This window comes from Leptospira broomii serovar Hurstbridge str. 5399, assembly GCF_000243715.2.
Taxonomy (GTDB): domain Bacteria; phylum Spirochaetota; class Leptospiria; order Leptospirales; family Leptospiraceae; genus Leptospira_B; species Leptospira_B broomii.
Genome location: NZ_AHMO02000004.1, coordinates 261,933 through 280,351, shown reverse-complemented (window position 1 = coordinate 280,351; position 18,419 = coordinate 261,933). Strand labels below are relative to the sequence as shown.

General features: G+C 44.7%; 16 protein-coding genes. 3 read left to right on the top strand and 13 right to left on the bottom strand.

Features of this window, described 5'->3' with window-relative positions; all coding sequences use genetic code 11:
* The first annotated feature begins 135 nt into the window (after window positions 1–135).
* From LEP1GSC050_RS01430 to pdxH, 3 genes are read left to right on the top strand one after another with little or no spacing between them, the layout of a single operon-like run.
* Window positions 136–1,254, top strand: a complete 1,119-nt coding sequence (locus LEP1GSC050_RS01430; protein WP_010569287.1) for a pyridoxal phosphate-dependent aminotransferase — start codon at window positions 136–138, stop codon at window positions 1,252–1,254.
* A 7-nt stretch (window positions 1,255–1,261) separates the two neighbouring features.
* Entirely contained in the window at window positions 1,262–2,128 is an 867-nt protein-coding gene (locus LEP1GSC050_RS01425) for a prepilin peptidase (RefSeq protein WP_010569286.1), read from the top strand.
* Window positions 2,129–2,135: 7 nt separating this feature from the next.
* Window positions 2,136–2,777, top strand: coding sequence for a pyridoxamine 5'-phosphate oxidase (pdxH, locus tag LEP1GSC050_RS01420; protein WP_010569285.1), 642 nt, complete (start codon window positions 2,136–2,138; stop codon window positions 2,775–2,777).
* 15 nt (window positions 2,778–2,792) lie between these two features.
* On the opposite strand, the gene LEP1GSC050_RS01415 is transcribed toward pdxH, so the two are convergent.
* The 13 genes from LEP1GSC050_RS01415 to LEP1GSC050_RS01355 form a co-directional block, all read right to left on the bottom strand.
* Complete coding sequence (locus tag LEP1GSC050_RS01415; protein WP_010569284.1) at window positions 2,793–3,998, bottom strand: bifunctional 3,4-dihydroxy-2-butanone-4-phosphate synthase/GTP cyclohydrolase II; 1,206 nt, start codon at window positions 3,996–3,998, stop codon at window positions 2,793–2,795.
* A gap of 144 nt (window positions 3,999–4,142) precedes the next feature.
* A complete protein-coding gene (locus tag LEP1GSC050_RS01410; protein ID WP_010569283.1) occupies window positions 4,143–4,754 on the bottom strand; it encodes a riboflavin synthase in 612 nt (203 codons plus the stop codon).
* Window positions 4,739–6,013: a bifunctional diaminohydroxyphosphoribosylaminopyrimidine deaminase/5-amino-6-(5-phosphoribosylamino)uracil reductase RibD gene (locus LEP1GSC050_RS01405; RefSeq protein WP_040910833.1), complete on the bottom strand. Its 1,275-nt coding sequence runs from the start codon at window positions 6,011–6,013 to the stop codon at window positions 4,739–4,741. Before LEP1GSC050_RS01405 ends, LEP1GSC050_RS01410 begins: the two co-directional genes overlap by 16 nt.
* Window positions 6,010–6,948: a protein translocase subunit SecF gene (gene secF, locus LEP1GSC050_RS01400; RefSeq protein WP_010569282.1), complete on the bottom strand. Its 939-nt coding sequence runs from the start codon at window positions 6,946–6,948 to the stop codon at window positions 6,010–6,012. The genes LEP1GSC050_RS01405 and secF overlap by 4 nt, the downstream gene beginning before the upstream one ends.
* A complete protein-coding gene (secD, locus tag LEP1GSC050_RS01395) occupies window positions 6,941–8,890 on the bottom strand; it encodes a protein translocase subunit SecD (protein ID WP_010569281.1) in 1,950 nt (649 codons plus the stop codon). Before secD ends, secF begins: the two co-directional genes overlap by 8 nt.
* 9 nt (window positions 8,891–8,899) lie before the next feature.
* The gene (locus tag LEP1GSC050_RS01390; protein ID WP_010569280.1) at window positions 8,900–9,613 is read right to left on the bottom strand and encodes an SRP-less Sec system protein; all 714 of its coding nucleotides are present in this window, start codon (window positions 9,611–9,613) and stop codon (window positions 8,900–8,902) included.
* 45 nt (window positions 9,614–9,658) lie between these two features.
* A complete protein-coding gene (yajC, locus tag LEP1GSC050_RS01385; protein WP_010569279.1) occupies window positions 9,659–10,006 on the bottom strand; it encodes a preprotein translocase subunit YajC in 348 nt (115 codons plus the stop codon).
* Window positions 10,007–10,064: 58 nt separating this feature from the next.
* Window positions 10,065–11,075 carry an anthranilate phosphoribosyltransferase gene (gene trpD, locus LEP1GSC050_RS01380; protein ID WP_010569278.1) on the bottom strand — a complete coding sequence of 337 codons (1,011 nt, stop codon included), beginning with the start codon at window positions 11,073–11,075 and terminating at the stop codon, window positions 10,065–10,067.
* A complete protein-coding gene (gene pgsA / locus LEP1GSC050_RS01375; RefSeq protein WP_010569277.1) occupies window positions 11,065–11,799 on the bottom strand; it encodes a CDP-diacylglycerol--glycerol-3-phosphate 3-phosphatidyltransferase in 735 nt (244 codons plus the stop codon). Before pgsA ends, trpD begins: the two co-directional genes overlap by 11 nt.
* The gene (gene rimO / locus LEP1GSC050_RS01370) at window positions 11,796–13,121 is read right to left on the bottom strand and encodes a 30S ribosomal protein S12 methylthiotransferase RimO (RefSeq protein ID WP_040910831.1); all 1,326 of its coding nucleotides are present in this window, start codon (window positions 13,119–13,121) and stop codon (window positions 11,796–11,798) included. The genes pgsA and rimO overlap by 4 nt, the downstream gene beginning before the upstream one ends.
* 8 nt (window positions 13,122–13,129) lie before the next feature.
* Entirely contained in the window at window positions 13,130–14,266 is a 1,137-nt protein-coding gene (locus LEP1GSC050_RS01365; protein ID WP_010569275.1) for a helix-turn-helix domain-containing protein, read from the bottom strand.
* A gap of 26 nt (window positions 14,267–14,292) precedes the next feature.
* Window positions 14,293–15,027, bottom strand: a complete 735-nt coding sequence (locus LEP1GSC050_RS01360; RefSeq protein ID WP_040910902.1) for a LolA family protein — start codon at window positions 15,025–15,027, stop codon at window positions 14,293–14,295.
* Window positions 15,028–15,137: 110 nt separating this feature from the next.
* Window positions 15,138–17,939, bottom strand: coding sequence for a DNA translocase FtsK (locus LEP1GSC050_RS01355; protein WP_010569273.1), 2,802 nt, complete (start codon window positions 17,937–17,939; stop codon window positions 15,138–15,140).
* Window positions 17,940–18,419: the final 480 nt, after the last annotated feature.

Sequence of the window (18,419 nt, the reverse complement as noted above, 5' to 3'; positions counted from 1 at the left end):
AAGAGGCAATCCGAATTCCCAAGCGAGAGTGGCAAGTATTGGTTGGGGTTGCCAACCGTTCCGGTCGAAAAATTTTCCGATCACTGATCGAATTTCCGTTTGTTACCCAAACCGCCTACCGAGTACCGTTCACTTATGAGCCAGTCGACACTCGAATACGCCCTCGCAAATAGAATTCGTGGTTTAAATTCCTCCGCTATTCGCAAGGCCTTTGAACTTGCAGGAACCTTGAAAGATCCGATTAATCTTTCCATCGGACAACCCCACTTTCCCTGTCCTGAAAATATCATCGAAGCGGGAGTCAAGGCGCTTCGAGACGGAAAGACTGCATATACTCTGACGGCAGGCATCCCCCAGCTACGGGAAGCCCTCTCTCTTAAATACAGAAAAGAGAACTCGATACCATATGCTACGCCGGAGCGGGTCTTAGTAACCTCGGGAATCAGCTCGGCCTTTTTGTTATTATTTAACGCTCTGTTAAACGAAGGAGATGAATGCTTAGTCGTTTCCCCGTATTTCCTTATGTATCCGGAATACATTAAGATTTACGGCGGCAAGATGCATACGATTTCCGAGAATTTCGGGCCGGACGACCTGAATCAGTTTCGGGATAAAAAACTGAAGATAATCATTTTCTCGTCTCCGTCCAATCCGACCGGAACAATTCTTAGCAAAGACCAACTAACGTCCTTAGCCGACTTAGCGGAGCGAACCGGCGCGTATTTAATTTCGGACGAAATCTACGAAAAGTTCGATTACGACAGGCAATTCCATTCGGTCGGTTCCTTTTATGAAAAAGCGATAACGTTATCGGGATTTTCAAAAACGTATAGTATGACCGGTCTTAGATTGGCCTCTATCTTAGCGCCGGAACCGATCATTAAAACTTTAACTACTTTACAGCAGTACACTTTAGTATGCGCACCCTCGGTCACCCAATGGATGGGAATTGAGGCGTTAAAAACCAATATGAGTTCGTACATCGCGGATTATCGCGAAAAGCGCGATTTTGTTTATGAAAATCTAAAAGACCATTATGAAGTCAAAAAAAGCCAAGGCGCTTTTTACTTCTTTTTAAAAATCAAAGATCGGGACGAAGACTTCATCGGACGCGCGGTAAAAGAAAAAGGACTCATCCTTGTACCCGGTTACATTTTCGTCGATTCTCCGAACTATATTCGAATCAGCTTCGCATCCGAATGGGATAATTTAAAGAGAGGCATAAAAGCTCTTAGAGAATTGGCAGGAGCATAAATAGAGATTGGATAATCATTTCAATTTTGAGTCCGAAATTCCGGGTCTCATTCCTATGATATGGGTCGGCGGATTTTTGATCTCTATTTCGCTCGGGAGTTTTTATTCCACCCTTGCTTATAGAATCCTGCGTTTCTTTTACGGATACGAACGAAAATCAGGAACATTCAGCCGGAGATTACTTCGTTTATTAACCGAACCATCCGCTTGCGAATCTTGCGGGGCCAAAATCCGAGGATTAGCGTTAGTACCGGTTTTAGGGTATTGGTTGGCGGGGAAAAAATGCGAGGCCTGCGGAGCAAAGATAAATCCGCTGTACTCGCTCTGCGAAGCCTCTTTCGGATTGCTATTTGCGCTCGCTTTTTTCCTTTCCGGAAAGTTCCTCGCATCGTTGGTATTCGTTGTTCTTTGCGGTCATTTGCTCGTATCCGCCGCGACGGATTGGAAAAAGTTTTCTTTAGATTACGAAAATCTGCCCTTCATTTTAGCGTGGGGAATTTTGCTAAACTTTCTAACCGACGGGAGTTTACCGACAAAATTAGATGCGATCGTGTTCGGTTGCTTTTTGGGAATCTTCTTTGCCGTCCATTTTTTGTTTCCTCATGGTATGGGGTTTGCCGACGCGATCTTTGCACCTTCCTTCGCGTTTCTTTCGGGTCATCCGTGGTGGATTCTTTTCGTAAACTCCTCCTATGTTCTTGCCCTTGCAATCACTATCGGGACTAGAAAGAAGGGGCAAAGTTTAAGGGGAGTTCCCATCCCGATGGGTGTTTATTTTTCTGCTTCGCTGGCATTGACATTTTTGGCTAAATTTGCCTGGAACTCCGGATTGCTTTCCGAGACGGGGATGAGATTCTTTCCCTACGGGGAATAATAAGCTTATGACGAAGAATATCAGCGATTTACGAAACGAGTATGCAAAAGCCGAACTGGACGAATCCCAAGTCGAAAAAAATCCGGTGGATTTTTTTTCCCGTTGGTTCGAGGAAGCCCTACACTCGGAAGTAAAGGAACCGAATGCGATGACCTTGGCGACCGTCGATGAGAAAAATCTTCCGAACGCTCGAATCGTTTTACTCAAGGGAATTTCAAACGGTAAATTTCGATTTTTTACGAACTATTCCAGTCGAAAGGGCGAAGAGTTGGAAAAGCATCCGATCGCATGCATCGTTTTCTTTTGGGCGGAATTGGAACGCCAGGTCCGTATCCGCGGAAATATCGCAAAAGTTTCCCGGGAAGTTTCGGAAAAGTATTTTAGAACCAGACCGTTTGCAAGTCAGATTGGTGCTCTCGCATCGGATCAAAGTAAATCAGTATCGGATCGGACCGAATTAGAAAAAAAATATAATGAATTGCTAATACATTACGAAGGAAAGGAAGTCCCTCTACCTCCGACTTGGGGAGGATACGAGCTAACTCCGACCGAATTCGAATTTTGGCAGGGAAGAAGGAACAGATTACACGACCGAGTGCAATTCCTGCTCCGAGGAGATATTTGGGAAAGGCTAAGATTGCAACCTTAGGTTGCTGACTGATTTTTAATTCAGCCCTAAAAGATGCCCCATTTTCATTTTTTTCGTAAAAAGATAATGATGATTGTTCCCGGTCGGTTTGATCTCTATCGGGACACGGTCTACGACTTCCAAACCGTAACCTTCAAGGCCTACGATCTTGCGCGGGTTATTGGTCAGTAATCTCATCTTTTCAATTCCGATATCTTTCAGAATTTGAGCGCCGACTCCGTATTCTCGCAGATCCGGGGCAAAACCCAATTTCTCATTCGCCTCAACAGTGTCCAGACCCTCGTCCTGCATGTTATAAGCTTTGAGTTTATTAATCAGTCCGATTCCGCGACCTTCCTGGCGCATGTATAAGAGTATTCCTTTTCCTTCCTGCGCAATCATCGAAAGCGCGGAATGCAATTGAGGACCGCAGTCGCATCTGCCGCTTCCGAAAATATCGCCCGTCAAGCATTCGGAATGAACCCTTACCATTACGGGATCATTCTTATGTATATCACCCTTAATTAAGGCCACGTGAATCTTATCATCGATTAAGGTCGAATATGCGCGAATTCTAAAATCGCCGTATTCGGTCGGAAGAGTGGTTTCCACTTCAAGACGAATCAGATTTTCCGTTTTTCTTCGATAACGAATCAAATCTTCGATCGTATAAATATTTAAACCGTGCTTGGCTGCAAAAATTTCCAGATCCGGCAATCGGGCCATACTTCCGTCGTCGTTCATAATTTCGCAGATTACGCCTGCAGGATAAAGTCCTGAGAGTTTACATAAATCGACGGAAGCTTCCGTATGCCCTGCACGACGGAGGACTCCACCGGCCACTGCCTGCAAAGGAAAAAGGTGACCCGGTTTCATTAAGTCGCCGGGAGTCGTTTTTGGATCTATAAGAACTTGAATCGTAGTCGCCCGGTCCTGAGCGGAAATTCCGGTGGTAGTTCCTTCCCTCGCATCGACGGAAACTGTAAACGCCGTCCCGTGCTTATCTCCAAGAGAATGATCGTCGACCATACGATTCAGACCGAGCTGACGGAGGCGGTCCCCTTCCATCGGAAAACAAATCAATCCTCGCCCGTAGGTGGCCATAAAATTGACCTTATCCTTGTCAGTAAACTGGGCGGCGCAAACTAGATCCCCTTCGTTTTCACGATCCTCGGAATCCACGAGAATAATCATTTTCCCCGATTTTATGTCTTCGATTGCTTGTTCGATGGGTCCGATCATAATTTAACTTCCACCTCATTTATTGGACTGGATTTTTACCAATCATAAATCCTAAACGGAACGAAAAACACTAAATCCGGTTTGGGCACCCAACCACCTGAACAGCTAAAGGCGAATTGCATTCGGTCGGCGAATGATATTCGGCTATTTCTGCTCCGATTTCAATAGCTGTTCCAAATACCTCGCGACCAGATCGATTTCCAAATTTACCGAGGCGCCGACTTTCCAAGAAACGCCCGCATTCGTTTTGGTCAGGGTTTCCGGAATTAAAACCAATTCAAATTCGCCCGGTTTCGAATCTACGATAGTAAGGGAGATCCCGTCGACGGTAATGCTTCCCCTTACAGCAAAATATTTAGTAAAAGCAGGATCGTGAGAAATCAAATACCGACGGACCTTACCATCGTCCCGATCTTCCGCTAAGGTGATTTTTCCGACCGCATCCACATGACCGGTTACAAAATGACCTCCCATTCTGGTATGAGGTTGAACTGATCTTTCAAGATTCACCTTGGTCCCGTTTCGAAAATCCCCGAAATTCGTGAGTTCAAGAGTTCGATAAGAGGAATAAAATTCGAAAGTGTTCCCTCGATTCTGGAAGGAAGTCACCGTATGACAGGCGCCGTTAACTGAAATCGAATCACCAAGTTTTAGATCCGGATCCTGCCAGTCCACTTTGAGGGAAAATATCTTACCTTCTCCGGTATCCTTAATGCTTTGAACTTCGCCGGTCGTTTCGATCAATCCTGTGAACATGCGGTAAAAACCTCCCATTTATCGGAGTCGATATCCCTTTCGAATTCTAGAGTCAGGTTCGTACCCCAATCCGGTGAATCTCCCTTCTCCAACGTAACTGTTTTCGATTGAATTCGTAAAATGGAATCCGAATTTTTCATTTCCTTTGAGAATTCACGATACAGTAGATTTCCCCCCTCGACCAAAGCGGTATTAATTCCCCAGTCAGCCAGATCCTTTAAAGTTCGACTGCCGAATGATTTCGATGAATACCGTTTCACCTTGCCGTCGGAAAGCTTCTCGATACGAAATAGCAGATCTTTTGAATACTCTTTTTCGCTTTCTAAAAAAAAGGCAGTGTTTCTTTTTTCTTGCCGACGGTTCAATTCTTCCTGAATCGTAAGAAACTCGGAAGGCAGTTTGATTTCGGCAGGAAGAAAAAAAACTCGAAGAGGTTGATAGAATTTTTCCATCTCTTGATGAATCCGCCTAACGCTTAGATCGGTAGAATAATGAAGGATTTCCGAAATGAGACCCGAGAATCCTTTTTTAACGACGGAAGAATCCGTAGAGATTTCCGGTTCTTGCAGCTTTTTTAAAGTATCCGAGTCGTCCTTCGGAGAACGAAAATCCAATTTGGGAGAATCTACTTCTATCGTCTTCGGTCCGACAAGAATCGCATCCATTTTAGATCTTAAATAAGAAAGAAAGAAATCGGACGTCTGCGAGGAAATTTTTTCTCTGAATTCTCCGCCGGAAGAATAAAATCCCTCGCGGCTTACGGATGATTTCAACAGCAACGCGGGTCTTCCTTTTTGGATTCTTTCCGCAAATCCGAAAAGAAAACTGGACGCTATGTCCCCGAGTTCGGGATTCTGAACGACTTGAATTCCTGCCCGTTGGAGTTCCTGTAAACTGTCCCGTTTCCGTACCAATGGATTCGGATCCTTCCAGCCATAAATCAATGCGAGCGGCTTCTCCTCTAAAAGTAGATCGAGGCAAGGAGGAGTTTTTCCAAAATGAGAGCAAGGTTCCAGTGTTACATACACTTTATGGGCAGGCAATGGTCCCATCTTATATTTTTCTCGTAGAGATTTGTACGCTTCACGCTCGGCGTGATTTCCACCGGTCATCTGTGTTCGGCCAGTTGCGAGAATTTCACCGGTAGATGCGGCGGTTAACACGCAAGCGACAGGAGGATTCGGAGAAGAATACCCCATGGACAAAAAGGACAGGCGGAGGAGTTCCTCCCGAATTTCTTTCGGGAGGTGCAAGCTCAAGACTTTTTGAACCTCTTATATACGGAATCATATATATCGATCAACGGAGCCGCGATAAAAATAGAAGAGAAAGTCCCAAGGATGATTCCGAACGTCAGAACGTAGGCAAAATCATATAGTTCTACCGCTCCGCCGATAATGATCGCGACGACTGAAATCAAAGTAGCGAAAGAGGTATTAATCGTTCTACTTAAAGTTTGATTGATGGAAATATTAATTACGTTTGAGAAAACATCCTTCATATTACCCGCGTTCTCTCGTATCCTGTCAAAGACCACGATCGTATCGTTGATGGAATATCCCAACAAAGTTAAAAGCGCGGCGATAATCGGAACGCTCGGTTTGATTTGAAAAAAACCGATAAAAGCGATCGTAATGATCAAATCGTGAATCAAGGCGAGACTTGCGCCCAGAGCGAACTTGAACTGGAAACGAAAACTTAAGTATCCTAAAATAATCAAGAGAGTTAAACCGAGAAGGGTAATTCCGGTAGTCGTCAATTCGGCTCCCACTACCGATCCCACTTGGTTTGCGGACAAGATCGCCTTCTTATCCAATTTAAAATCTTCCGTTAAGAGACCTATCAAAGCGTCGATCGCCGAAATCTGCTTTGCTTCGGGCGTAGACGTTCCTTTTTTTTGTAGATAAAGTTCCTTAATTCTGTCGGCAGATCCCAGACCGATATCGATTTGATAATGGTTCTTCTCTTTGTCCATGTGAACCAATACGGCTTCCAATCCTTTGGAGGAAAAATATTCCTCCAAAGTCTTACGTTCCACGGACTTATCGAATTCCACGACGGTTCTCAGACCTCCGTCAAAATCCAAGGACGTAGCAAATCCTCCGTATTTTCCGAAGGTAACTCCAAAACCGATAATAATTAAAATCGTAGAAACTACTATAGAAACGTATTTGTACTTTATAAAATCAAACATTCTTGGACTCCAGCCTCTTGAATCCGATTTGGAGTTTGGAGACTCCTAATTTATTAACTAGAATATCCATAATCATTCTACTTAGGAATAGCGAAGTAAACAGAGATGTGATAATCCCCCAACATAATGTTATCGCGAATCCTTTGATCGGTCCGTTCCCAAGTTTGATCATCAAAATTCCGGAAATCAACGTGGTCACGTTACTATCCACGATCGTCCAAAAGGCGTTATCAAACCCCTGAGCAACTGCGGAAGTTACGTGTTTACCCGCGCGGAGTTCCTCTTTTATCCTTTCATAGATAATGACATTCGCATCGACGGCCATACCGACTGTTAGAATAATTCCCGCAAATCCGGGAAGTGTCAGCGTAAAGCCCATTAAGGAAAGCAAAGCCATCAACACGATCACGTTCACTAATAAAGCGATATCGGCGACCAATCCTGACAGTCGGTAAACTAACAGCATGAAAATGATAACCAAACCGAAACCTAATAGAACGGCTTTCAAACCGACCTCAATGGATTCGATTCCCAAAGTGGGCCCGATAAATCTCATTTCCAGTACGCTTAACGGAATTGGGAGCGCGCCTTCGCTTATCACGTTGGATAAATCTACGGCTTCTTCCCGACTAAAATCTCCGTCTATTTGGGCGTTTCCTCCGGCAATCGGTCCTTTAATAACCGGGGCCGAGATTACTTTATCACCCCAAACGATAGCGAGCTGACGACCTACGTTTTTGGAAGTGATTTCAAAGAATTTTTCCGCGCCCGCCGAAGTAAGAGTAAAGGATACGAAATATCCAAGTCGGTTATTATCGTAAGAAGGTCTTGCATCCCTCATATCTTTTCCGTCCAGAGCGATAGCTCTTTCCAAAACGATGAATTCGCGAGGCAGCAGAGGCGCTTTAGGATTGGCGCCGCGAGCCCAGAGCGCGTATAATTTATACTTTTCCGGAATATTATATTTCTTTTCTAGGGAATTTAGGAATTTATCCTGCTCGTCCTTTCCGAGTTTTTGTTTTACGATATTCTGAAATTTGACGATGTCCGTGTCTTCTCGCCTTTCTTCGGCGACCAATCGATTTTCTTCCGTATCGATTTGAGTCTGGTAAATTCCGCGGTTGTCATTTTGACTCTTTGGATCGCGGGCAGGCTCTTTCAATCTGTATTCCACGGTCTCCGTATTTCGGATAATGTCCAAAATTTGCGAAGAGTTGCTGACCCCGGGAAGGGAGACCTCGATCGAATCCTGATCTTTCTGAATCCTAACCTGAGGTTCGGTCAAGTTTTGATTCGTAAGTCGGTTGTCTATGATCAGTTTCGCTTTTTCCAACTCGATCAGTTTGCGAGACGGGTTGAGGGAAAAATAACTTTCGATTTCGGTAAGCCGATCGCGGGCTTCCTTCTTTTCCTTATCGGAAAGTTTTGGATCTTCCGACTTCTTGGTAAGATTCTCGATTTCCTTGGCATAACTGTCCCTCAGTTTGGATGCGTAGTCCTCGAAGTCGCCTTTTAGAACGACTCGCATTCCACCTTGTAAGTCCAAACCGAGTTTGATCGTCAGAGGTCGTTCTCCAAAGACATATTCCTCGACCCAGGTAGGCCGAAGCTTGTTCTTAGGTTCTAGAATTAATTCTTGGTTTTCTTGCGAAAGCTGATTGATCTTTGCGGAAGTGATGAATCTCCCGCGAACTAGATAATAATCCTTTTCCGGTAAAACGGAAGGATCGGGTTCGATCGACCAAGCTGCCGTGGGATTATAATCTTTTTTCCAGCGTTCTGCGAATGTTTCGAGGGCTTTCTTCTTCTTTTCTTCCGGTAGTTCCCGAAATTCTTTTCGAATGGCAAGCTCCAATTCGCGAACAGCAAAGTTGGGATAAAGTAGCGTCAGCGAAGCGGCTACGACGAGTATGGGTACAATGATCCACTGAACCGATTTCAATTTTGGCTCCTAGTCTCTTCTCACTTTATTAATTGTCACCGGAGAACGCCGGGTGATACGGGGACCTCCCGCCCTTAGGCGATAGAGGGCAAATAGAACAATAAGTCCGAGTATAATAATCGGCTTTTTGTATTCGGAAAAGAAGGAGACAATCGTGCTCTGATCTTTTTGTTCGGCTGCCTTCCGTTTTTCTTCCTCTTTCTTTTTGTCTTGACCCATCTTTAAGATGTCGCCTAACTTATCTTTGAAAGAGATATCTTCCTTTGGCAAGGCGGCAGAAGTCTCTGCGTAACCCGGAAGATGTCGCGGAGTCAGAGCGGTTTCTTCATTTACCCAATACGGTTTTTGCAGATCCCCAGGCTCTTCTTTTTTTAAAGCTTTCTCCGAAGAAGCATTTTCAGAATTTTTAGAGTGTCCGTCGTCGCCCGGATGAGAATCGTTTTTAGCATCATCAGGAATTCCAGTGGCCTCGACTTTTTTCTTAGTCTCACCTTCTTTCTGCTCGACGCCGTCTTGACGAACTTCGCTTGACTTACGTTTCTTCGAGCCTTTCTTCGATTTCTTCTTTTTGGGAACCTTCGCGGCTTGAGCCTTCTTACTTGCAGAAGTCGTCGCCTTCTTAGGTTCTCCAACCTTGTCTAGAAAATCGATTTCTTCTCCATCCTGGCTAAAAACCGGGAAGGAGATTAAAAATGAGAGGAGGAGGCATAGGATCTTGTTCATAATCTCACCGTATTCACTACTATACCTATCGGAAGGACTGCGCTTTTACCCTTCCTTCTTCTTTATAATGGTGCTTGCATTAAAGGTCACGTTCGTATCTTTTGCGATAGCGAGAACGACAACCTCGTTGTTATCCTTAAACTCTACCACTTTACCGTGAATTCCGGAAGAAGTCACCACTGTGTCGCCTTTTTGTAGGCTTTCAATCATAGCTTTCCGTTTTTTTTCCTCGTTTCTTTGAGGGCGAATTACGAGGAAATACATGATCACGAACATTACCGCGATCATTCCATATGGGGACGTTAATAACGAAAGAGGATTGCTCGCGGAAGGTGCGGCTCCTCCATCTGCGGCTTGAGCTAGTATAAAAAGTGTGTTTAAGTCGAATTGCATAGTTATAACCCTAAATAAGATCTTTTTCTATTCGGTTTGGGACCAGTATTTTCCCAACCTACTGTTTGGTAATTAAATTTTGAAAGAACTGCTTGGTTTTTCCGCTAACAAGCTGTTCTAACGCGATTTTATATCCTTCTTCGATAGTGGGAACCTTGCCCATCACGAATAATCCGGCTCCTGCGTTCAGAGCTACTGCATAAGTTCCCGCTATTTTCTGACCATCCAGAATTTTACGCGCTAAATCTTCCGCCTGATCGGGACCGGCCGTAAAGACCTCCGCAGGGTTCAACTGCCCGAGGCCCAACGTTTTGGGATCAAAATCCTTCCGAGAAATTACCCCGTCTTCTAACAAAGTATAATCCGTGGTTTCAAAAATGGAGAACTCGTCGAGCCCGTCCCTGGAATGGCAAACGAGAGCTTTTCGTAAGCCCAATCCTTGAAGAACACGGATTAAAGTCTCCATAAGTTCCGGTTCATACACTCCTATGATTTGATACTGCGGAGAGAAAGGATTACTAAGCGGTCCGATCATATTAAATAAAGTACGAAAGCCTAGTTCTTTTCGTACCGGACCGGCGAATTTCATAGAAGGGTGCCACATGGGCGCAAATAGAAAAGTAAACCCGCTGGAAACCAGATGAGATTCCACTTCTTCCTGTGTCTTTTCGGTATTATAACCCAAGCGAGTCAGGATATCGCTGGAACCTGTATGAGAGGAAACGGATCGATTTCCGTGCTTTGCAACCTTCAATCCGAGGGAAGCCAAAACAATGGCGGATAAAGTGGAAATATTAACGGTCCCTTTTCCATCACCGCCGGTCCCGCAAGTATCCAGCATATCGAATGGAAAAACGGTTTTCGGTTTTAATGCGTTCTTGCGAAGGGCTAAGGAAAAACCCAAAAGCTCGTCCACGGTCTCGCCCTTTGAACGAATCGCCGTTAAAAACGATGCTAATAAAATTTCCGATACCTGACCTTTCATGACTTCGTTCATCACGATTTCAGCTTCTTGAACAGTCAGGGATTTGCGATCCAGAACTTTGAGTATTGCTTTTCTAATTTCCATTCTTGCCGAATGCCCTCCGGATTGCGCTAGGTCGTAGAACTTCCCTATTCGATACTAAATAACGAAGTCCGGATAAAACCGTAATCAATGTCGTAATCAGCATCCCGAAATAAGGAACGAATCCACCGAGACCGAAAACCAAATCACCCCAATTGGGAACACCTTGCTCCTTCCAACTGGCAAAAAATGCGGAGGCGTTCTCTGACGCGATTCCAAAGACGGTAAATCCGGCTTCCTTACCGCTATGATAAACTTCGTTGATCAAAATTCTTTTTTTGGAAGATACTAAAATAAAGAAAATCAATATTAGAATAATTGCACCCATTTGGAACGCCGTCTTGACTTTACCGAGCATAGTCGTGCGGATGGAACTACCTTGACGAATCGCCAAATAGCGAAGAGTGGTAATCAGCATGTCCCTACCTACGATTAGGAGAACCATCCACAATTCGATCTGTTCATGCAAAAAAATGAAAGTAGTAAAACATCCTACAACGATGATTTTGTCCGCAAGAGGATCCAAAAATTTGCCGAATTCGGTTTCCTGTTTCCATTTTCGCGCAAGATACCCGTCTATAAAATCGGTTACGGAGGCCGCGGCAAACAACAAAAGCGCTGCGACATGAAATACCGGTTCTTTCTGATATAAAAACCAGATAAAAAACGGTAGGGAAACCACTCGAAGTACCGTTAAAGTATTGGGAATATTAATATTAGAGTTCAAGCGTTCAACCAGGTTCCCATCATGTCGTATTCGTAAAAGGATTCGATTTTCACTTTTCCTATCGCGCCTATTTTGAGACTTTCATCTTCCACGTATACGATTTCGTCTATTTCCGGTGCGTCTTGCAATCGTCGAACGATTGCAGAACCGTCTTCGATTCCGTCGACGATCGCAGGATAGATTTTACCGATTCGAGACTCGTGAATCTCCTGCAAAATCTTTAGATGAGTTTCGCGAACCATATTGATTCGTTTTGCCTTTTCTTTTTCTGATACAGTTTGCTGTAATTCGGCTCCTTTGGTTCCTTCCTGAGGCGAATAAGAAAACAAATTCACTTTTTCAGGACGAGTTTCCTCGATGAATCTTAAAATTTCATCCACGTCTTCGCCGGTTTCTCCCGGATAGCCGAGAATGAAAGAGGTCCGAATTTCCAGATCCGGTCTAATTTCTCGAGCTAAAGAATACAAGTCTCTAAATGAGGAATAGTTCCCGCTTCGATTCATCGTTTTCAAGACACGCTCGGAAACATGTTGCAAAGGCGATTCCAAGTACGGAGCAATCTTAGGAATTTCACCCATCAGTCTTACGATTTTTTCCGTCTTCTTATCCGGATAGAGATACAGTAGTCTCAATATTTCCAAACCTTCCACTTCGGAAACGTTTCGGATCATCTCCAGAAGAAGGTCGCTGTCCTTTCCGTAGTAGACAGTATCCTGCGATACGAGACAAATCTCCTTCGCTCCGGCGGCGATCGCGCGTCTTGTGTCTCGGAGGATATCCTCCATCGGAGAATCCTGAAACTTTCCGCGTAGAGAAGGAATAATGCAAAACCCGCAACCGCGATTGCATCCGTCGGAAACTTTTACGTACGCATAGGGCTTGGAGTAGTTTTCGATATTGGGAGAAAGTTTCATTCTCTCGATAAGCTCTGCGTTAAATTCCGTATTCGGAACCGCATTAAGTTCCCTACGAAATGCCTCTCGAATGATCTTACCGGCTTGAGAATACTTTCCCGTCCCGAAGACAAGATCGACCTCGGGAATTTCTGCCGAAATATCTTTGGGGTATCTTTCGGCGAAGCATCCGACTACTACGAGTTTTTGACCTTCATGTTTCTTCGCGTGGGCTGCGCCTAAAATAGTTTGGATCGTTTCTTCGGTCGCCGATCGAATGAAAGTACAAGTATTGATCAAATGAAAATCGGATTCTTCCGGTTTTGCAGCCGGAACGAATCCTTCTTCCAAAAGAGAATGATGCATGCTCATGGAGTCCACGGTATTCTTTGGACACCCGAGCGTAGTGATGTAAAACTTCTTATCCAACAGGCCTACTACTCGCCCAGCTCCTTGATGATAAATTGAGTGCTATCGTAAGGATTTGGGGTTTTAACAAAAACTTTCTTTACCAATTTCCCGGGACGTCCTAAGACGACTTTCGTCTTTCCGTTTTGGATCATTTCCACTGCGGATCCGTCTCCGACTTTCAATTCTAATCGGTCTTTCGCTTCCAGAGATCTGGTTTCCCCATTTTGAACCAATCCTCTAAAACCCATTTGCCCATCGATGATGAACTCCGCGTAGCTAGGTTTGGAGAAAAATAACGTTACCTGTATCGGAACGTCCCCCAACGTTTTGGTGGAATTCGAATCTTCCGCTCCGGTTTTTTGAGATGTTCCGTTTCCGGGACGTTCCTCTTCATTGAGGGAAACCAACACTTTTGCCGAACTTCCAGTCACACTTTGCGCAGTGATTCTGATACTACGGCGTAAAGATGAAATTTCCGGAATGGAATAGCTTAGCACTTTTTCCTGGCCTTCGGCAAGTTTAAATTTATGAACGCTTAACTCCGGGTATACGTTAAACCCCAGTAAGGCAGTATTCGAGTCGTTACCTTGTTCGACTCCGGTGATAAACAATTTACATTGTTGATTCGATACGCTAAAGCTTACGCCCTGATTCGTGGTTAAAATAAAACTCTCGGGACGAGTTTCCGGCACCGAGCGATTCACAAAGTCGATATTTTCGGGAATTTCTAGTTTACGACGACCGTCTTCGGACACTTCATCGTCGCCAGATGAACCGTCAAAAACGAACGTAAACAATAGAAAACCTGCAATTACCAACATCAAAGCCGAAACCGCGGTTATGATCTTATTTTTATCTATATTAAAATCATAATAAAACGAGGAGGTAGGACGAGTTAACTCTTCCAAAGGGGCCTGAGACTCTTCGATTTTTTCCCCTCTATATAAGTTCACGAGCATTCCGGTGTCCAACTTAAGATAACTACCGTAGTTCTTTAAGAAGCCGATCGTAAACGTTTCACCTGGAAACTGAGCATAGTCTTCGGTTTCCAATGCAAGGATGTATTTAACCGAGATATTCGTATCCTTAGACACGTCCTTTACTGTAAGTTTTTTTTCCTCCCTAGCCTCCCTAAGGATCTGCCCTACACGCTTCTGATTCAATTCCGCTCTCCTTTTCCGGGGAAGTTTTATTCTTCCGACACCAAGGGGTTATTTACGATTTTTGCATTTCCATCCGGACGAAAATTGAACTGGCCGTCTTCAACGTCAGCGTTTCTATCCCAACCGGAAAATTCCACGGTGGTCGTCTTGCCTCTACCGTCGCTTGCTACAGCTCTCTTGATCAGAAAATTCTCCTCATCAACGTAGAGAGTCATCGTTTCGTATCCGCCGATTTTTTCCCGTTGCTCGAGAGCCAAGACGAAATATTTCCGATTGTCTTTGGGAGAAATCTGAGGTTGTTCGATCGAATCGAACTTATAATGGTACTTCCTAAAAATACGAGACAATCCTTCTTCCGTTACCGAAGCAAAAATCGGTCCCGACTTATTGGATTTATTCAGGGTTAAATCCTGTTTTCCGACCGCGTTTAAGCGCTTAATAAAAATCCATAAGGTTTTTCCGTCCGAAACGATTTCATCGCCTGCCGGATCGGAAAACTCATAACGGATCTTGCCGCCCTTCTTATAATAACAGACGCCCTTCATCGAACGGGTCTTTTTGTTAGATTCCGTTTGGATAACAAAATCGGCTTTATAGGATTTGATTTCAGAAAAGGTTTTCCGAACCTTCTTCACCACTTCCGAAGGAGAATTCCAACCGTGCTTGGCGGAAGATTGTGCCCCGAGTCCCCAAGCAGTCAGGAGCAAGGCAAGTCCCAAAACTGAAACGTTAAGAACTTGGAAAATTGTACGATCTTTCATTTTCAAGAAAAAAGCCGAGATTTTTTTTCCAGGATGGAGAGTATCGGCCCGCCTGTCACTTGGTTTCTTTTTTCCCGGGGAAAAACCCGGAAGCCTAAAATCCACTCAATCTATCTCAGAATTTCACGGCCTTTTGAGCCGAGGATAGGCGTAACATATCCCCGTTCTTCCATCAATTCCATGATTCTGGCTGCCCGGTTATATCCGATTTTTAACTTTCTCTGAAGATAGCTTGCGCTTGCTTTTCGTTCGATTCGAACGATATCCCAGGCTTTCCCGAACAACTCCTCGTCCATTTCGTCGGCGGAATCCGTTTCAGTTTCTTCCCCGAAATCCAATTCCACATATGTGGGTGAACCATATCTCTTCGCTTCTTCGACGATCTTTTCTATCTCTTCTTCGGAAATATAAGGCGCTTGGATTCTTGCCAAATCCGCCGAAGTCGGCGATTTATACAGCATATCCCCTTTTCCCAGAAGAGATTCGGCTCCGTTCATATCTAAAATAATTTTAGAATCAGTCTTTTGAGCCACATGAAAAGCGATTCGAGCAGGACAGTTAGCCTTAATTAAACCTGTTATGACGTCGACGGACGGCCTCTGAGTCGCCATCACTAAATGAATGCCTACTGCTCTGGATTTTTGGCTGATCCGCGTGATTGCATCCTCCAAGTCCTTCCCGGATACCATCATCAAGTCGGCCAACTCGTCTATGAATACGACTATGTAAGGCATTTTTGAATAGCCTTCTTTATGATAATAATCCTCCACTTTTTCGTTATAAGATCTAAAATCACGGCACTTCAATTGGGAGACCGCTTCATAGCGAGATTCCATTTCTTGGATTACCCAAGCCAATGCTTTTGTCGCCTTTCTCGCGTCTTTAATGACCGGCATTAATAGATGCGGAATATCTTCAAAGAGGGTTAACTCCACCATCTTGGGGTCTACCATGATAAAACGAACTTCCTCGGGAGAAAGATTCAATACAAGGGAGGCGATCATAGAGTTCAAACAAACCGATTTACCGGAGCCGGTCGTTCCTGCTACAAGGAGGTGCGGGAGTTTATTCAAATCGATAGAGACTAACTTACCTGAAATATCCTTTCCGATGATGATATTCAAATCCTTCTTCGCTTTTGGAACCAAAGAAGAGCGTAAAATATCCCCTAACAAAACGTCCTCGCGATGTTTATTCGGAACTTCGATCCCGATCGTGGATTTTCCTGGTATAGGCGCCACGATTCGAACATTCTTGACCGCAAGGTACATTCTGAGTTCATCCGTTAAGGACGTGATTCTACCTAGCTTCACCCCAGGTGGAGGAGTCAGTTCGTAGCGGGTAATAATCGGTCCTCTTTCCCAAGCGACGACTTTGGTTTCATATCCGTAAACTTTCAGAGCGTTCACAATTTCGAAAGCCACTTTCTCCGATTCGACTTTGAATAGAGCCTCATGGACTTTCGTCGGATTCGTATGTAATCTGTTTAAAGGAATGTGATATACGGATCTTTTCGAGCGAAATATCGGGACCATAGAAACGGGTGTAAACGGAAGCTCAGCCTGCTTAGGTTTACTAACGATGACTTCGGGAAGAAAAACTTTTTCCTTAACTACGGCGGGAATCACCTCTATCGGAGGAGCTACAGTAGAAGGTTCTGATATACTTGAATCGTTTTCTGCTTCTTCCTCGAAATCTTGGTCACCGTCATCTTCCAAGATATGTTCTTCGGAAAGATCTTCATCCTCCTCCCATTCCGTTTCAGACTCGGTAAAATCGGGAGGTTCCGACATATCGGAAGAAGCGGTCATCGTCGCGGGATTAGACTCGGTGACTTTCGACGGTTCTACCGAATCGGGCTCCACATCCTCGACTTCAGCCGGCACATTCGTCCTGAGATCAAGAAGTTCCCATCTGCCTCTATCACGGGATTCATCCTTTACCGGAGACCCATAAACTTTTTCTAATAAATCTGGGGAAGCGCTTCTGAACTGAAATACTTTTCTATCTTCCTCGAAAAATCCGTCCAAAAGACCCGAGTTTTTGTAACGAATTTTGGAATCGTAGGTAGATACCGAAGCGGTAGCTTCTCTTTGCAGTAAGGAATTCGCGCTTTTTCTTTCGGATGTTTCCGGGGAACGAGGAATGGAATATAAGGAGTTTCCGTTAGGAGAAACCGTTTCCCGTTTAAACCAAGGAGGGACTTCCGATTCAGAAAATTCGGAGCTCGGCCTTTTCCAGGTCTTCATGAGCTTAGTGATATTTTCCGCGATCGGGGACGAGGGGGCTTCCGGAAAGAGTCGTGTATAAGGTTCTCTTTCTTCCCCCAACGGTTGGCGATAACCCGCCAACCATTGCTTTTTCCAATCAGAGAGAGAAAATCCCCCCTGAGCCATGATTCTACCTAGAAAATGAATAGGAGATTCATTCAAATAAACGAGAATCCCGTAGAAATAAATAACGAAATGAATCAACAATCGTCCGGTCGCGCCAAGAATATACTCTAAGGCTACCGCAAGTGCTTGGCCGAGAACACCACCGTTAGCTGCGAAAGGAATCGTAGAAGGATTTCCGAAAACATTTAGGCTAACCGAAACCGCGAGCAGGAAGAGAGGAATCGTAAGAAGCTTTGTAGTCGCATCTTGGTTAGGCTGTACGAGAAGGATTCCTCCCGTCAAAATCAGCATGATTCCCGGTACGAAAGCCGCATTTCCAAATAAATACAGGATTCCCCAAGACAAATAATGTCCGGTTCGACCGAAGAGATTGGATTGAACACCGTTGTCGGCAATCGTGAATGAACCAAGCGAAAGGGTTAAGAAAATTCCCGTAAATAGCAACAGGTAAGGCAAAGCGGCTCGCCCCCTCTCCCAAATAATAATATTGCGGTCCATTCCTGCTTTTGGTTCCATACCACTTAAAAATCGGCATCTTAGTAAGAAAGGAAAAGAGACTTAATCATGGGGAATCGGTAGTTTTTTCAGGAAGGGAGAAGCGATTCCAATTTTGGGAGGACGTCGGTGGACTAAGCAGGAGTTTGGAGAGTGGAATTGGCTTAATGCACCCCACCCTTCCTGGGCGGGGGCCGGAGCGAAGCGGTGGAAAATTCCTTACCACAAAACTATTCCTCTGGCAAGAAGTTTTCAAAGGTGAATTCTGTGGGAGCTCATACAGAATTCGGAATCTGGAGTGGAGAGTGGAATTGGCTTAATGCACCCCACCCTTCCTGGGCGGGGGCCGGAGCGAAGCGGTGGAAAATTCCCTACCACAAAACTATTCCTCTGGCAAGAAGTTTTCAAACGTAAATTCTGTGGGAGCTCCTACAGAATTCGGAATCTGGAGTGGAGAGTGGAATTGGCTTAATGCACCCCACCCTTCCTGGGCGGGGGCCG

Excerpts from the sequence above, each read along its gene's own strand:
- LEP1GSC050_RS01355 (WP_010569273.1), bottom strand. The coding sequence starts at position 17,939 with ATGGAACCAAAAGCAGGAATGGACCGCAATATTATTATTTGGGAGAGG.
- LEP1GSC050_RS01415 (WP_010569284.1), bottom strand. The coding sequence starts at position 3,998 with ATGATCGGACCCATCGAACAAGCAATCGAAGACATAAAATCGGGGAAA.
- pdxH (WP_010569285.1), top strand. The coding sequence starts at position 2,136 with ATGACGAAGAATATCAGCGATTTACGAAACGAGTATGCAAAAGCCGAA.
- yajC (WP_010569279.1), bottom strand. The coding sequence starts at position 10,006 with ATGCAATTCGACTTAAACACACTTTTTATACTAGCTCAAGCCGCAGAT.
- LEP1GSC050_RS01390 (WP_010569280.1), bottom strand. The coding sequence starts at position 9,613 with ATGAACAAGATCCTATGCCTCCTCCTCTCATTTTTAATCTCCTTCCCG.
- LEP1GSC050_RS01360 (WP_040910902.1), bottom strand. The coding sequence starts at position 15,027 with ATGAAAGATCGTACAATTTTCCAAGTTCTTAACGTTTCAGTTTTGGGA.
- trpD (WP_010569278.1), bottom strand. The coding sequence starts at position 11,075 with ATGGAAATTAGAAAAGCAATACTCAAAGTTCTGGATCGCAAATCCCTG.
- LEP1GSC050_RS01410 (WP_010569283.1), bottom strand. The coding sequence starts at position 4,754 with ATGTTCACAGGATTGATCGAAACGACCGGCGAAGTTCAAAGCATTAAG.
- LEP1GSC050_RS01430 (WP_010569287.1), top strand. The coding sequence starts at position 136 with ATGAGCCAGTCGACACTCGAATACGCCCTCGCAAATAGAATTCGTGGT.
- secF (WP_010569282.1), bottom strand. The coding sequence starts at position 6,948 with ATGTTTGATTTTATAAAGTACAAATACGTTTCTATAGTAGTTTCTACG.